12 protein-coding genes are annotated in these 14695 nt (G+C 46.6%); 3 read left to right on the plus strand and 9 right to left on the minus strand.

Annotated elements, in window-relative coordinates:
- Positions 1-811: 811 nt before the first annotated feature.
- The 3 genes from A8708_RS34430 to A8708_RS34440 are packed head-to-tail and all read right to left on the minus strand — an operon-like array spanning position 812 to position 3341.
- Entirely contained in the window at positions 812-1129 is a 318-nt protein-coding gene (locus A8708_RS34430; RefSeq protein ID WP_068671581.1) for a hypothetical protein, read from the minus strand.
- Between the two features lie 7 nt (positions 1130-1136).
- Positions 1137-2279 (minus strand): D-alanine--D-alanine ligase, encoded by a 1143-nt coding sequence (locus A8708_RS34435; protein ID WP_068671583.1) that lies wholly within the window; start codon positions 2277-2279, stop codon positions 1137-1139.
- Positions 2280-2318: 39 nt separating this feature from the next.
- On the minus strand, positions 2319-3341 hold the full coding sequence (locus A8708_RS34440) for an amidase domain-containing protein (RefSeq protein WP_068671585.1): 1023 nt from the start codon (positions 3339-3341) through the stop codon (positions 2319-2321).
- Between the two features lie 232 nt (positions 3342-3573).
- Here A8708_RS34440 and acnA point away from each other — a divergent pair, with 232 nt between their 5' ends.
- Both acnA and sleB read left to right on the plus strand, forming a co-directional pair.
- A complete protein-coding gene (gene acnA, locus A8708_RS34445) occupies positions 3574-6288 on the plus strand; it encodes an aconitate hydratase AcnA (RefSeq protein WP_068671587.1) in 2715 nt (904 codons plus the stop codon).
- 257 nt (positions 6289-6545) lie between these two features.
- Complete coding sequence (gene sleB / locus A8708_RS34450) at positions 6546-7214, plus strand: spore cortex-lytic enzyme (RefSeq protein WP_068671607.1); 669 nt, start codon at positions 6546-6548, stop codon at positions 7212-7214.
- 81 nt (positions 7215-7295) lie between these two features.
- Here sleB and A8708_RS34455 read toward each other — a convergent pair whose 3' ends face one another.
- From A8708_RS34455 to A8708_RS34465, 3 genes are all read right to left on the minus strand, one after another.
- On the minus strand, positions 7296-8213 hold the full coding sequence (locus A8708_RS34455) for an SRPBCC family protein (RefSeq protein WP_068671589.1): 918 nt from the start codon (positions 8211-8213) through the stop codon (positions 7296-7298).
- 84 nt (positions 8214-8297) lie between these two features.
- Positions 8298-9194, minus strand: a complete 897-nt coding sequence (locus A8708_RS34460) for a cation diffusion facilitator family transporter (protein WP_068671591.1) — start codon at positions 9192-9194, stop codon at positions 8298-8300.
- Positions 9195-9561: 367 nt separating this feature from the next.
- Entirely contained in the window at positions 9562-10305 is a 744-nt protein-coding gene (locus A8708_RS34465) for an IclR family transcriptional regulator (protein WP_068671593.1), read from the minus strand.
- Between the two features lie 611 nt (positions 10306-10916).
- Here A8708_RS34465 and A8708_RS37160 point away from each other — a divergent pair.
- Entirely contained in the window at positions 10917-11147 is a 231-nt protein-coding gene (locus tag A8708_RS37160) for a helix-turn-helix transcriptional regulator (RefSeq protein ID WP_068671597.1), read from the plus strand.
- Between the two features lie 309 nt (positions 11148-11456).
- On the opposite strand, the gene A8708_RS34480 is transcribed toward A8708_RS37160, so the two are convergent.
- The 3 genes from A8708_RS34480 to A8708_RS34490 all read right to left on the minus strand — a co-directional run bounded on the left by A8708_RS34480 (position 11457) and on the right by A8708_RS34490 (position 14628).
- Positions 11457-11816 (minus strand): hypothetical protein, encoded by a 360-nt coding sequence (locus A8708_RS34480; protein WP_068671599.1) that lies wholly within the window; start codon positions 11814-11816, stop codon positions 11457-11459.
- 38 nt (positions 11817-11854) lie between these two features.
- Positions 11855-12829: a tyrosine-type recombinase/integrase gene (locus tag A8708_RS34485; protein ID WP_068671601.1), complete on the minus strand. Its 975-nt coding sequence runs from the start codon at positions 12827-12829 to the stop codon at positions 11855-11857.
- 1274 nt (positions 12830-14103) lie between these two features.
- A complete protein-coding gene (locus tag A8708_RS34490) occupies positions 14104-14628 on the minus strand; it encodes a hypothetical protein (RefSeq protein ID WP_068671603.1) in 525 nt (174 codons plus the stop codon).
- Positions 14629-14695 lie beyond the last annotated feature (67 nt).

Here is a 14695-nt window from a genome sequence, read left to right on the forward strand (position 1 = left end):
CCTTATTTGGCGGCTCGACCGCTCGCGACACTGCCATAGCGCCCTTTTCGGGCGCTATTTCCGGTTTGGCCCCTCCGCTGCGCGGACGGGCAATGCTGTAAGGCCCATTTCAGGCCTTATTTGGCGGCTCGACCGCTCGCGACACTGCCATAGCGCCCTTTTCGGGCGCTATTTCCGGTTTGGCCCCTCCGCTGCGCGGACGGGCAATGCTGTAAGGCCCATTTCAGGCCTTATTTGGCGGCTCGACCGCTCGCGACACTGCCATAGCGCCCTTTTCGGGCGCTATTTCCGGTTTGGCCCCTCCGCTGCGCGGACGGGCAATGCTGTAAGGCCCATTTCAGGCCTTATTTGGCGGCTCGACCGCTCGCGACACTGCCATAGCGCCCTTTTCGGGCGCTATTTCCGGTTTGGCCCCTCCGCTGCGCGGACGGGCAATGCTGTAAGGCCCATTTCAGGCCTTATTTGGCGGCTCGACCGCTCGCGACACTGCCATAGCGCCCTTTTCGGGCGCTATTTCCGGTTTGGCCCCTCCGCTGCGCGGACGGGCAATGCTGTAAGGCCCATTTCAGGCCTTATTTGGCGGCTCGACCGCTCGCGACACTGCCATAGCGCCCTTTTCGGGCGCTATTTCCGGTTTGGCCCCTCCGCTGCGCGGACGGGCAGTGCTGTAAGGCCCATTTCGGGCCTTATCTGGCGGCTCCACCGCTCGCGGCACTACCATAGCGCCCTTTTCGGGCGCTATTTCCGGTTTGGCCCCTCCGCGGCAAGCCGGGCACAAAAAAACACCGACCTCCAAAAGGTCGGTGTTTCTCTACGCTTGCTCCCCGAAGAACATCTCGAACGCAAGCGAGGTCTGTATGCGAGCTTCTTCCTCGCTTAACCGCCGGATGAGCTCCATTTCCACTTGTGTGACCTCTTCGCCTTGGAAATTAATTTCCGCGATGGAGGCCACGATGCGTACGATCGCAATCGCTTGATTATCTGGCGTGTACGCAATGACCTTCTGGCCTGTTGGGAAAACGCGGAAACCGCTTTTCACCATTTTGCCGCGGCCGTACTCTAGCAGCTCATAAAGCTCTTGCTCGGACTTAAACTTGCAAACTGAATTAAATTCCGTTTGAAATCCCATGGCTCATCTACTCCGTATCGAAAGAATATTGGATATTTTGTTTAGCTGCGTGGCGCTCCAGCGCCAAACGAATGAGATCATCGAGCAGTTCTTTATAAGGTTTACCTGTCTCTTGCCATAGCAATGGGTACATGCTGAATGGCGTAAAGCCAGGCATCGTATTAATTTCATTGATGTAGATTTTCTGATCGATTTTGCCTAGGAAGAAGTCTACGCGGGACAACCCGCTGCCATCGACCGCCAAGAACGCACGAAGCGCCAATGCTCTAACCTCATCCGAAACTTCTTGCGGGATCTCTGCCGGGATAATCATCGCTGATTTGCCGTCGAGATACTTGGCTTTGTAATCGTAGAATTCGTTAGAAGACACGATCTCACCCACAACAGAGGCGATAGGCTCATCATTCCCTAGAACAGCTACTTCGATTTCGCGAGCATCGATATTTTCTTCAATAATCACTTTGCGATCGTATTGGAAAGCAAAAGCAACCGCCGCGATCAACTCTTCCTGATTCCTCGCTTTGGAAATCCCAACGCTTGACCCTAGGTTAGCCGGCTTCACGAAACAAGGATAACCAATGGCTGTCTCCAGCTCCATAAGGTGATAGGCACGGTTCTTTTCCCACTCGGTACGGGTAAAATGACGGAAAATACACTGCGGAAGTCCTTCTTGAGCGAATACCTTTTTCATCATGACTTTATCCATGCCAACAGCAGATGCCAGTACACCAGCACCTACATAGGGGATGTTCGCCATTTCCAAAAGTCCTTGAATCGTTCCATCTTCCCCGAACGTGCCATGTAAAAGTGGGAATACGACATCTAAGCCGAGATCCTCAGCTCCAGCGGATGTAATAGAAGAAACAGCTACGTCACCCTTCGTTTGAATACCGCCAAAGATCGGTGCCAGCGCGTTGGAAGCAGGTGCGCTAGCATCGTCCGTACTGAAGGTCAACGCTTCCTTCGATTGAGCAGGACCTAGAAGTGGCGTTCCACTTCTCCACTCGCCTTTTTTGGATATATAAAACGGTGTAATCTCATATTTCGTGAAATCTACAGCTTTCATAACTGCCAATGCAGTTTGCAAAGACACGTCATGCTCGCCGGATTTCCCTCCATAAATTAAACCAATTCGTATTTTGCGGCTCATTACGTACCTCCGTCTAATATTTACAATTTCTATGCCATCTTACATTTCATCAGCAACATGAATAAACATGTATTTCGTCCGTTCCGACCAAGCAGGTGAATCCTTGTATGCCCAGTACCGATTGCGGCTATTAAAGGTATGCGCATTGACCAGCGGCATCCCATTGGCATCTTTAGCAATAACGAATGTGTTGTGCTGGAAACGACCGTCGCCATCCCAGTCATAGCTGATCGTGTCTCCTGGCTCTAGCTCCCAAGCGTTCTTGACGACAGTACCTGTCAAACCATGCACATGAGGACGTTCTAGGTAATGATGCAAACTATTGGCAACAGCCCAACTATAGCTCCAAAGCTCTTGATGGCCTTTTTTGCCTCCATACCACCAGCCCGATTCCCTTTTCCCAGTATAGTCCATTGGAGCCCCACCTGCAAAGAGGCATTGCGAGACATAATTCGTGCAATCCACTTCAAAATACTCATAACTCGGATTCGGTGTTTGCCACCACTTTTCCGCATATTGGACGGCTTTGGGACGGTTATAAATGATTTTGCGATGAGCGAATTCGAGACCACTCGTATTGCGTATACTAGGGTTGATATAAGGAAGAGATGGTGAACTGCTCTGCGTATCTAGGAACGTTTGATTTTCTGACAAATGGAAACTGTGGCCGCGACTGGGCTGTGACTTCTCACTTTGTATAAGCTCTGCGCTTTGAACTTTCCAGCCTAAAGCATGGTGCTCGATGATCACTCGTTCAGATTCGATACGCTCCTCCTGATGTTCTATTAAACCAATTTGGTAGGTCAAAAACCGATGCAACTGGATATCCGCAATAATACCATATGGCAATTCTTTAACACCTAGCAGACGGAGCTTTGTTTCTCCGCGCAGCAGCTTAGCGTCACGTTCTCGGTAACTGTTCAGGAGCCTTCGCACCTTGACATCCTGTTTCCGTACATAAGCGCTGTCCGAGACGAATGCTTCCAAGGGTGCGGATGAGCCCTCAAGCTCAGCCTCATTTTTCGCATGAACATAATTGTAGAGCGCCGTTTTCCAGGACATCTTGGTATCCCTCCTTAGCTTTGATGAAAGTTTAAATGCGTTTGGTTAGGACAAGCCCGAATTGCTTTGAATTGATTCAATATATGACATTAGGACGGTAAAAATGATTGAAATTAATCTTTACTCCCACGTGGCGAAGCGCTATACTTGAGGTAGAGGGAATTATGAAATCGAGTTTCACTAGATGAAATCCGATGGATGATTGATATTATTATTTGAGGAGGAACTACCTATGTCCAATAAGGACTCTTTTTCTGTGCGCAAGCAGTTAACTGTCGGCACGAAATCGTTCCAGTATTACAGCCTTCCTGACTTTGAAAGCCAAGGTCACGGCACAATTAGCAATCTGCCAGTTTCGATCCGCGTATTGCTTGAAGCTGCTGTCCGTCAATTCGACGGCCGCGCTATTACAAGTGAGCATGTGAAACAAATCGCTGGCTGGGCTGAAGGCCGCGATGAGAACAAAGAAATTCCTTTCATCCCTGCTCGTATCGTTCTTCAGGATTTCACAGGTGTTCCAGTCGTCGTTGACCTTGCGGCAATGCGTGCGACTATGGCTCGTGAAGGTGGAGATCCTAAACGTATCAACCCACTTGTTCCTGTTGACCTTGTAATTGACCACTCTGTCATGGTTGATGCTTTCGGTTCCCCGGATGCACTCGAAATGAACATTGACTTAGAGTTCGAAAGAAACGAAGAGCGTTACCGTTTCTTGCGTTGGGCACAAACGGCATTCGATAACTTCCGTGCAGTGCCACCTTCAACAGGTATCGTTCACCAAGTTAACTTGGAGTACCTAGCATCTGTTGCAGCAACTAAAACAATCGATGGCGAAACTGTCGTGTATCCGGATTCTCTCGTAGGTACAGACTCTCATACAACAATGATCAACGGTCTTGGTGTTGTAGGTTGGGGCGTTGGCGGTATTGAAGCGGAAGCTGGTATGCTTGGTCAACCTCTATACTTCGTAGCTCCAGACGTAGTTGGTTTCAAATTGACTGGTCAATTGGCAGAAGGCGCTACAGCGACTGACTTGGCATTGACAGTTACTCAAATACTGCGTAAAAAAGGCGTTGTTGGTAAATTCGTTGAGTACTTCGGTCCTGGTCTCAGCAACATTTCCTTGGCTGACCGTGCAACAGTAGCGAACATGGCTCCTGAGTATGGCGCAACAATCGGTTTCTTCCCTGTTGATAACGAAACATTGAACTACTTGCGTGCTACTGGCCGTGACGAAGAGCAAATTGCTCTTGTTGAAGCTTACTACAAAGCTCAAGGCATGTTCCGCACAGACAGCACACCAGATCCAGTGTTTACAGAAGTTCTTGAGCTTGATCTTAGCACGGTCGTTCCAAGCTTAGCTGGTCCTAAACGTCCGCAAGATCGCGTCGAACTTACGAACATGAAAGAATCTTTCAACGCTATCATCCGTACACCGATTGACAAAGGCGGATACGGCTTGACAGAAGAGAAAGTGGCTGAAGTTGTTGATGTTGTGTATCCGAACGAAACCATTAAAATGGGTACTGGCGCAGTCGTCATCGCGGCGATTACTTCCTGTACGAACACTTCCAACCCAAGCGTTATGATCGGTGCTGGTCTGGTAGCGAAAAAAGCGGTAGCTCTTGGTTTGAAAAAACCAGCTTACGTGAAAAGCTCCTTGACGCCAGGTTCCCTAGTCGTTACAGATTACTTGGTTAAAGCAGGCCTTCTTGAGTCCCTAGAAGCTCTTGGCTTCCACGTTGCTGGTTACGGCTGTGCAACTTGTATCGGTAACTCCGGTCCGCTTCCAGACGAAGTGAGCAAAGCGATTATCGACAACGATATGACAGTTGCTGCTGTGATCTCTGGTAACCGTAACTTCGAAGGCCGCGTACACGCACAAGTAAAAGCGAACTACCTTGGATCACCTCCACTCGTTGTCGCTTATGCTCTTGCAGGTACGGTGAACATCAATCTTGCGACAGATCCAATCGGTTACGACCACACGAACAAACCTGTCTACTTGAAAGACATCTGGCCTACAAACCAAGAAATTCAAGATGCGCTTAAAGTTGCAATGAGCCCTGACATGTTCCGTGACAAATACAGCAACGTCTTCCGTGCGAATGAGCGTTTCAACGCTATTCAAATTCCTGAGGGCGATCTGTATGAGTTCGATACCAACTCCACATACATTCAAGAGCCTCCGTTCTTCACAGACCTTGGCACAGTTCTTGATGATATCGCAGATATTCGCAGCGCCAAAATACTAGCACTTATGGGCGATTCCGTAACAACGGATCACATCTCCCCTGCTGGTAACATCAAAGTAGACAGCCCTGGAGGCCAATACTTGATCAACCATGGTGTAAAAAGAGAAGACTTCAACTCCTACGGTTCCCGTCGTGGTAACCACGAAGTGATGATGCGCGGTACGTTCGCGAACATTCGTATTCGTAACCAAGTGGCTCCAGGAACAGAAGGCGGCGTAACAACTTACTTGCCAACTGGCGAAGTGGAATCCATCTACGATGCTTCCATGAAGTATCAAGCTGCTGGCCAAAACCTTGTCGTTATCGCTGGTAAAGAGTACGGAACTGGATCTTCCCGTGACTGGGCAGCTAAAGGTACTTTCTTGCTAGGCGTTAAAGCCGTTATCGCGGAAAGCTTCGAGCGTATTCACCGTAGTAACCTTGTTGGAATGGGTGTTCTTCCACTTCAATTCGTTAACGGCGAAAGCTGGAAAACGCTAGGTATTACAGGTCGCGAGACATTCGACATCACAGGCCTTAGCAATGACGTTCAACCAGGTTCCACGGTGAAAGTTACTGCAACTCGTGAAGATGGCACTAGCTTCGAATTCACAGCTCTTGTGCGTTTGGATAGCTTAGTCGATGTAGACTACTACCGTAACGGTGGTATCCTGCAAACCGTTCTTCGTTCGATTCTTGCAGAGAAGAACTAACAAATACGTTACAGCAAACACACACACAACCAGATAAAAGTCCGGGATCGCCTTATGGCGGTCTCGGGCTTTTTGTTATGGGTAATGATGTTATATATTTCCAGATACTCACCCATAATTCCGACTAAATCACTTATTTTAGATAAAAATTCACCCTGCTTAACCCTTAGAGCCCCAAGGGATTGACTTACATTTCCAAAAACTGCGGGTTGAGACCGCGTATAATGGTGCCTATACTGAGGAAAGCGAAAGGGGAGATGAAGATGATGTTGATTAAAAAACTAGTCGTAGTCGCACTCGTAGCTTCCTTTGGTTTAGGGATGAATCCAGGAACGTGGAGCCCGAAGGCATCCGCAGCAGAAGCTACGAATTTAAAGCAAGGCACACAGAATGGTGATGTATGGGACGCACAATTCCGACTAAAAACCTTAGGCATTTATGAGCCTTCTATAGATGGAAAATATGGTCCAATCACAGCCGCGGCCGTTCGTAATTTCCAAACGAATTATGGACTAAGTGTGGATGGGATTGTGGGTGCGAAAACGTGGGAGTATTTGCGTAAATTCACGGTGAATCAAGCTGAGCTGGATATGCTGGCTAAAGTCATTTATAGTGAGGCACGTGGTGAATCCTATGAGGGTCAAGTCGCTGTTGGAGCGGTGGTTATGAACCGGTTAAAATCCAGTCAGTTCGAGAATACCATTCAAGGCATCGTGTTCGAGGTTGGAGCTTTCACAGCTGTCAGTGATGGCCAATATAATTTAACGCCAGATAGCCAAGCCTATAAAGCTGCATTAGAGGCCGTGCGCGGCTGGGACCCAACGGGTGGCGCACTGTATTATTTCAATCCCAAAACAGCGACAAGCCACTGGATCTGGACACGTCAACAGACGGTGCAGATTGGCAATCACATTTTTGCGAAGTAACTAAGGAAAACACCTCTAACCGAAGCCGCTGATGGAGCGAGCTCGTGCAGAGGTGTTTTTGTATTCTAGAGAGGCTGCCGCTTACGCTTGTTCCGCTAACTCCTTCATGTGCTCCATAACTTCGAGATGCACATTGCGAATAATGCTTTGGGTCCATATATCAAAATAGAGCGATGGTTTCACTTTCAGATCATACCAGCTCGTACCGATAAGCGTTGTCGTTCCATCACCATTATCTTCTAGGATGAATTGACCTTTGGACAAACTCAGGTGCCCAAGTATTTCGGGGTCATCCGGTAGTTTTGTAATGGCAAAGGTGAGTTTCCGGTTTTCCTCATATTCTACGATTTCCTCATCAAAAACGATTCCATTGCTGAAAATACACTTACGTTCTGCACCTACATAACGGCCTTCTGCCGTGGATTGAACGGGGCTAGGTAATCCAATTTTAAATAACCAATAGTCAGGTTCTGACGTTATGGGTGAAAATGCCGTGACATTTTGCCATACGACTTCTGGCTTTGCATGAATTAAGATTCGGTCTGTAACCTGACTTTCACCTGGTTGAGCAGTCAAGATATTAGTTAGAATGAGAACAGCCATTGCCGCAAGAATACTGACGTTTAATGTGGATTGGTTCCATTTGAACATAAGTTTGCCCGCTAGAACACCTAATAAAATAAAGAGATAAATTAGTGGAGCCACGATGATTAGGCAGATATACCCCTCGCCCATCATGAAATAACTATAAATTAAACCTACAATAAGATTGAGAAAAGCATATCCAAAAGATGGGCCCACCGTTACACGGTGGTTTCGCCAGAAATAAGCGTTAATCATCCCCATGATAAATGGGAGCAGGACGAAATCGGATAAGATCAGTATCCCTCCCACACCTGTTGCTACCCTGACGATATAGGCTGTGACAAGCATAAAGATGATTCCACATCCATTGGCTACAGCAATTCCTAACCAGATATCTTTGGTTCTCCGACTCATTGTTATCACTCCTTTTAGACTGTCACATAGACGTTGTCGATACGATACTATGACTAATCTAACAAAAAAAGCCAACGCATATACTCAGGCGTCAGCTTGTTCTTCATACCAAGGATTTAAATGGACTAGCACTTCATCCACATCACCATGTGCCTCTTTAATTCTCCGTTTAATATTACGAATGATATCATGACCTTCTTGAATCGTCAGCTGGCCTGGAACGCCAAGTCTCGCATCAACTAATATGTAATGGCCATGCTCCCTCGCACGCAGTCGATCGATTCTCTTAACCTCGGGTACACCTCTGATTAAAGATGCATACTGCTCAATGTAAGTGGGACTGACACTTCGCTCCATCAATATATCGAAGGATTCTCTTCCCATTTCGTAGGCTAATTTTAATACAAGGAACGATACGATAATCCCTGCTACCGGATCTCCGTACGCCAAGTAACTAATATTGTAGTGATCCCCGATCAATGCGAGTCCGATCCCCACTGAAGCCGCTATAGATGCATACACGTCCGCTAAATGGTCGTAGGCTGTCGCTATCAACCCTTTACTGTTCAGCTGCTTTCCTATGCGCATCGTATAGACATACAGGATTTGTTTCCACACGAGGGAAATGACAGCTGCACAAAAAGCAATGATATGCGCCTCGCCCGCCGATTCAAACAGCGCATGTATCGAGTGATATCCCATATAAATAGCGGCTCCGCCTAATATAATGGCTACAATAAAGGCCCCTAGCACCTCCGCTTTCCCATGCCCGTAGGGATGCTCCACGTCCGCTGGTTTGGAGGATACGCGCATGGAGCTGTATGCCGTTGCTGTTGCAATAACATCCCCAGCGTTATGGATACCATCCGCAATAAGTACTTGGCTATTGAACAGAAGGCCGACAATGATTTTGATAGCGGTCAGCACGATGTTACTAGCCAGACTTATCCAGATCGCCAGCATCGAGGCTGTCTTCTTCATGATGTACCCACTCCCTTTCCCACCTATAGTATGGCTTATCGGCGGCAAAGCATCCGTCCGAGTTGCACCCCTATATACTTGTAACTCGAGCGAACCGTGTGCTTAGCAACTCTTATAAATAGTCCAACTTTGCCCAACTAAATCCGAAGACTCCTCTGTAGAATAGACAAATAGTCCGATTCTGCCGCAGACAGAAGGATTAGTTCGGTAATTTCGGACTACTCGGGGAAGTGGGGCAAACAAAAGGAGCTATGCTAATGAGGTATGATATGAGCAGGGAAATATGCAAATAAATACCTGCAGTTGTGCAGGTACTTATTTGCAATTTATTTCCTACTCAAGTCTGCACGTTATCAGGCTTGAGCGCTTAGCGCAGCATCGTGCCCATCCGGCGCGCCGCCTCCATAATCGTCGGCGCCTGCTCTTGCATCAGCTCCAGCGTAAGTCTGTTCGCTGGACCCGAGACCGCGAGGGCGGCCACTAGACGGCCGCCGCGGTCAAGAATCGGCGCGGACACAGCCGCCGCGCCAGGCTCTCGCTCTTCGACGCTCGTGGCGAAGCCCGCGCGCCTTGTGTCGCTGAGCTGCTGCAGGTACGCCTGCGTGCCTAACCCTGTCGGCCAGTCGGCCGAGGTTAGCAGCTGATCCAGCAGCCCTGGCTCAGCGAAGGCGACGAGCACCTTGCTCGAGGCGCCGACGTAAAGCGGCATTCGCGCCCCGACAGGGGCGACTCGGCGAATGGCATGGTTGCTCTGCACGGCTTGGATGCGCACGCGCACCAGGCCGTCCTGCACGTACAACGAGATCGTCTCCCCGAGGAGATCGCGGAGCCGTTCCATCTCCGGCAGCAGAATGATGCCGGGGTCTCCCTCTTTGGACAAGTTAGCCGAGAGCTCCCAGAGCCGGTAACCCAGTCTGAACTTATCCGTCGCTTCATCACGCATGATGAAGCCCTTGCCTTCAAGCGATGCTAGAAGGCGATGTACCGTGCTTTTGTGAAGGTGCACACGTGTAGCAATTTCGGTTAACGTCAACTCAGACGCCCCCGTGAAACAAAGCATAATATCTAAAGCGCGCTCAACAGCACGCACGGTCAGCTTGCCATCTTCCATAGAAGAGTCACCACCTTCATAAGCCAAACTGTTTCACTATATGAAACCTTGTAATGTCCAGTATATCAATATCCGTTGCACATCCGCAACCATTCATAACAAACAAATCCAATCCCAGCAAGGTTTTTTTTATTATCCATGCACCAATGCCTAACCAATGATAACCAACGGAAAACAAGCTTTTTAAAGCCCCGATGTGGGCAGAATGTGGGCAATTGTGGTCACAAAAAATGAAGCCCCAGAGATATGTCCTGGGGCTTCATTTTTTACCGTTATGATGCTACCATGGTTGCCTTGTTGCCTATACTCAATGTAAGTTCTACCGCTTGTCTCGTTGATAAAATGAAAATATTTTCGAGATCAAAGACGACCGTTTGTGATATTTCTGGTATCGATTTAACAATATTCATAAATGTTTGATATGAGTCCTGAAGTTCATTTTCGAAAATTTGATCAAATACTACATTGCTTTGTTTTTCGGGATTTACGCATTCCATAGACATATTATCATCTACCTTTACTTTAAGTGACTTACTAATTACATCAAATGTGTTGTATACTTTCTTCGTAGTCCTTAACTACATTATTTCATTAGCTATGGGGAGTGAAATATGGCATTCCGGATCGGGGAGTGCCTACTGTTGACCCTACTCCATAATAGAAATATGAGCCAAGCCGAGTTCGCTCGAAAATTGGAGTGCTCACGCCAGTATGTACATGGCTTGATCAACGGAACCGAGACTATGAGTCTAGAATTCGCTCTAAACGCGGCGCATATTTTGGAATGTAGTGTTAATGATCTGTATCACCTCAAAGATGTCAGCAGTAGGCGGGAGGTTTGAATGCTCCCCCTCGATCTAATTGTAAGGTCATGGCTTTACAATTAGTTTCATTATAATCGTTATTAGACGCACATATTGTCATTTATTGTCGTGGAATGATTTTCCATGTCGAATTATTTGTTATTACCGACTCATCCACAAAATTACTATTAGAATTAATTTTACTATCTAGATTTAAGAAAACCATACCCAATACTGTAAATTAAACAAACTATTAGCTCCTACTGAGATTACTTTAATAATAAGTTAAATGTCATGTCGAAAACTTATCGATTTTTGTAAGTTTTCGACAATCACATCAAATTTACATTAATTTAATCCCACAATACTTGAATCCATGTCGATCGTTCTATCTTCCTTCACTAGCGTTACGACCCAGCCTCCATACCGTTTACTGGAATAACAGTTCCAATATTTGTACGGATAGAATCGAGGTAATACATTGTTGCGCATGAACACCTGTGCCTCGTGTAGCGGCGTGTCAGCAGGCAATCCTTCTATAGGAACTGATATATAGTGATTTCCCCTTTCATGCCTCTCTGAGGCATATACGAAGCGTGTAGCGCTTCCCTGTGCCTTTCTTCTCCATCGTCCAATACTTTCCTGTAAATTTCTGTTTTGCTGTTCTAGGTAGGCAATCCGTTCCTGTAGCTTGCTAGTATCATCCATATGAAGTCTCCCTTTAATCCAATCTGTGGGTATCTGAGTTAATCAGCCAAGTATATCCGTGTCACATCGTCCCGACTATGACCGATGAGCAATGCTACTTTCAGTCTTGCGGCAGCTGGCGAGAATCCAATATCAATGAATTCGTGATACCGCTCGTAGGCGTACAAATGTCTCAAACCGTGAAAAGTCATGTTCACCCCTAATGAACGCGCGGCAGAGTCAACAACGTTGTCACGATGGTTAATAATAAATGATTGTGCCGACTGAATGACTTGGTGTGCCTTCCTATCCTCTGGAACGAATAGCTTAGCCCCCTTAGGTACTGTCAGCATGATAGCCTGCAGTAATTGAAGAATGTCACCTCTTAGAGGAACGTCACGTTCGAGCCCACCCTTCCCCTTAATGGGCAACATCCCCGTTTTTATCCCTTTAGCAGCATCATCATAGGATAACCTGACTGTCTCATGAATGCGCAGCCCCATACCCGCCCCGAGTTGGATCATATGAGAGATCTCAAAACGTTTCTTCCGGATAGCCAGCTCCACCATCCTATCGATCTCCGGCCAAGTACAACGCCGATTTACGCCGCCAAACATTCGCGGCTCCAAAGATACGCCGTACTTATCCCGTAACATCATGTTATCGGGTAATCGATGCCTCGCCTCTGTACTCAGTTGATCGTGGTAGAAACGAATTGCGCATAAATCTCCGTCAACTGTAGAAGCGGAACTGCCTTCACTTTGCCTCTCTATGATGTAAGCAGCTAGGTGCTTTCCAGCGAAGTTAGCTATATTTTGAAGGTTGTACTCATCTGCACAGAAACGAAGCGCCATGTCCATCTTGTTGTAATAGAGCTTGTGCGTGTCAAAGCTCAAACCACCTCGCGTATGTTTGGCGAGCCTATTAAATTGCTGCATCAGATTGAAGTAAGCACCTATGTTACTGATATCCTCATTTGCCCGTGCGAACGCTAGAACTTTGTCGTCGTTTTTGATATATCCCTTCTTTGGCAAGTTAGAACCCCCCTCATTTTCTTTGTATGGACATACTTCACCCATTGGCATGCAGGACAGTTTTTACGCCACTAGGCGATTTTTCCCGATCCTATAAGCCATCCCTGCCACTGTCTATATAAGTGCGAAAGGATAGAAGTATGTAGTTGTAACGTTAAGCACGATGTACACACTCACGTTTTCGCGTGTAGCTCTACTAGAGCCAGTGCAGCGCCACCTATACTAGAAATTTCTAGTGATCGACTGGATTTTGACCAGGCAACGCAGGCCGAGGACGGCCATAAGTTTAAATTCAAACCACTATCTTCCATTGGCTTGAATCGGCGCAGTCCTTCTTCCATCGCTACACCTTCACATTGAGTTGCATTTCCTACCTAACCTCCCCTTTATGAATTAGCCGGGAGCAGCTGCCGCGCACAGAAAGTGCTTGATGTTGCTGTAGTGATCTGTGAAACTGTAGGCGGTCACCAAACCCCTAGACACTGACGCTTACGCATCTTATATGTTAACGCCTGTTTTACTCACATGTAGTAGCGGCGGATCTCACCACATGCATGACTCTTCCTTCTCGGATAACATTCTACGAAAAAGCAAAAAGACGACTCAAGGTTGTTAACCTGACTCGTCCATTAAACATCTTCATATGAAGTTGTCTGCTGGAGGGCATTTAAGACTCACTTATCTCACAGATCGAATACGCAAGCAGCTTTTCGCTGGTAACGTAAATCTGAACATGAATAAATGACTCTTCTCCATTGTGCACGCTAACCTATTCCACAAGTGGATTTAGTGACGTACACTCCTACAAATATTTATTTCCTTCCAAGGTAACAGAAAAGCCCTATCAGGGCACCTTTCTGGGCAAAAAAGGACATACTCCACCCAGTGTAATGTGCAACCCGATAGGGCGCTATGCTTGCGGTAAATGCTCATTTAAGAGCTGACTGGAAACCATTTATCACACCTCTAACGAGGGGATTACCATATTTATGTGGCAGTAAAACTGCCTACTCCCTCTCTGCTTGATTCAAACCAAATAGGATTGATCAGCAAAGAAAATTAGTCGCTTTCGCGAATTTGTAATTAGAATGGTTCTTTCGGCGCGTGCCCAGAACTTAGAAGAGGAAATTAAAGTGCATAGCACTATGATATATTTTCAGTATAGCAAACAGTACTATTATTTAACAAGTAATAATTTGTTAGACATTAGGTTAGTTTAACAATAAAATAAACCCCCAATTGGAGGTTTATTTTATCACTGAGGATTTCTTCCTTTAGGAAGCTTCTTCAATAAACTTTAATATTGCAAGGAATGATGCCGAAGTCCTTATTGCCCCTGGGAACCATCCAATAATTTTCTTTGCTCTCTCCCACGCACCTGATTTAACAGACTCTTCTAATTTGGCTGTATGGTCAATAGCGTCCTGTTTATCGTCACTATCAGGCCATGTTTTTATTTCTTCGAGCAATGCTGCAAAATTCTTTTCTATATCACTTGGAAGGTTTTGAGTTTGATTAACGTCTCTAGCTTGAAAGCTAGTTTGTCCAGAAAAACTCGCTCCGGAAAAATTATTTCCCGACATATTATTGTTTGTCGACATATCTAGACCACCATTTCCATAGTTAATCTGCACCAAAATGCATCCAGGAGCTATAGCTTGTATTCTCTCTATTAAGTCAGGCATTTGCTGCTGTAGTTGCTTAAGTGAAACATCTTGCTGATCATTTATCCTTGAAGCAAAGGGAGCCTTAGTCTCAGAGGTACCGACATTACTTGTTTTTTTTCTACGACTGACCAATTAACGCACAATACCTATTTTCAGCCTCTTTAAGGTATTTTGTTGGATTTCTTCTGAAGCGACGACG

Origin of the sequence: Paenibacillus oryzisoli (genome assembly GCF_001653565.1) — a bacterium.
Lineage (GTDB): Bacteria > Bacillota > Bacilli > Paenibacillales > NBRC-103111 > Paenibacillus_E > Paenibacillus_E oryzisoli.

Coding starts and splice junctions, on each gene's coding strand:
- A8708_RS34430 (WP_068671581.1), bottom strand. CDS start 1,129: ATGGGATTTCAAACGGAATTTAATTCAGTTTGCAAGTTTAAGTCCGAG.
- A8708_RS34435 (WP_068671583.1), bottom strand. CDS start 2,279: ATGAGCCGCAAAATACGAATTGGTTTAATTTATGGAGGGAAATCCGGC.
- A8708_RS34440 (WP_068671585.1), bottom strand. CDS start 3,341: ATGTCCTGGAAAACGGCGCTCTACAATTATGTTCATGCGAAAAATGAG.
- acnA (WP_068671587.1), top strand. CDS start 3,574: ATGTCCAATAAGGACTCTTTTTCTGTGCGCAAGCAGTTAACTGTCGGC.
- sleB (WP_068671607.1), top strand. CDS start 6,546: ATGAAGATGATGTTGATTAAAAAACTAGTCGTAGTCGCACTCGTAGCT.
- A8708_RS34455 (WP_068671589.1), bottom strand. CDS start 8,213: ATGAGTCGGAGAACCAAAGATATCTGGTTAGGAATTGCTGTAGCCAAT.
- A8708_RS34460 (WP_068671591.1), bottom strand. CDS start 9,194: ATGAAGAAGACAGCCTCGATGCTGGCGATCTGGATAAGTCTGGCTAGT.
- A8708_RS34465 (WP_068671593.1), bottom strand. CDS start 10,305: ATGGAAGATGGCAAGCTGACCGTGCGTGCTGTTGAGCGCGCTTTAGAT.
- A8708_RS37160 (WP_068671597.1), top strand. CDS start 10,917: ATGGCATTCCGGATCGGGGAGTGCCTACTGTTGACCCTACTCCATAAT.
- A8708_RS34480 (WP_068671599.1), bottom strand. CDS start 11,816: ATGGATGATACTAGCAAGCTACAGGAACGGATTGCCTACCTAGAACAG.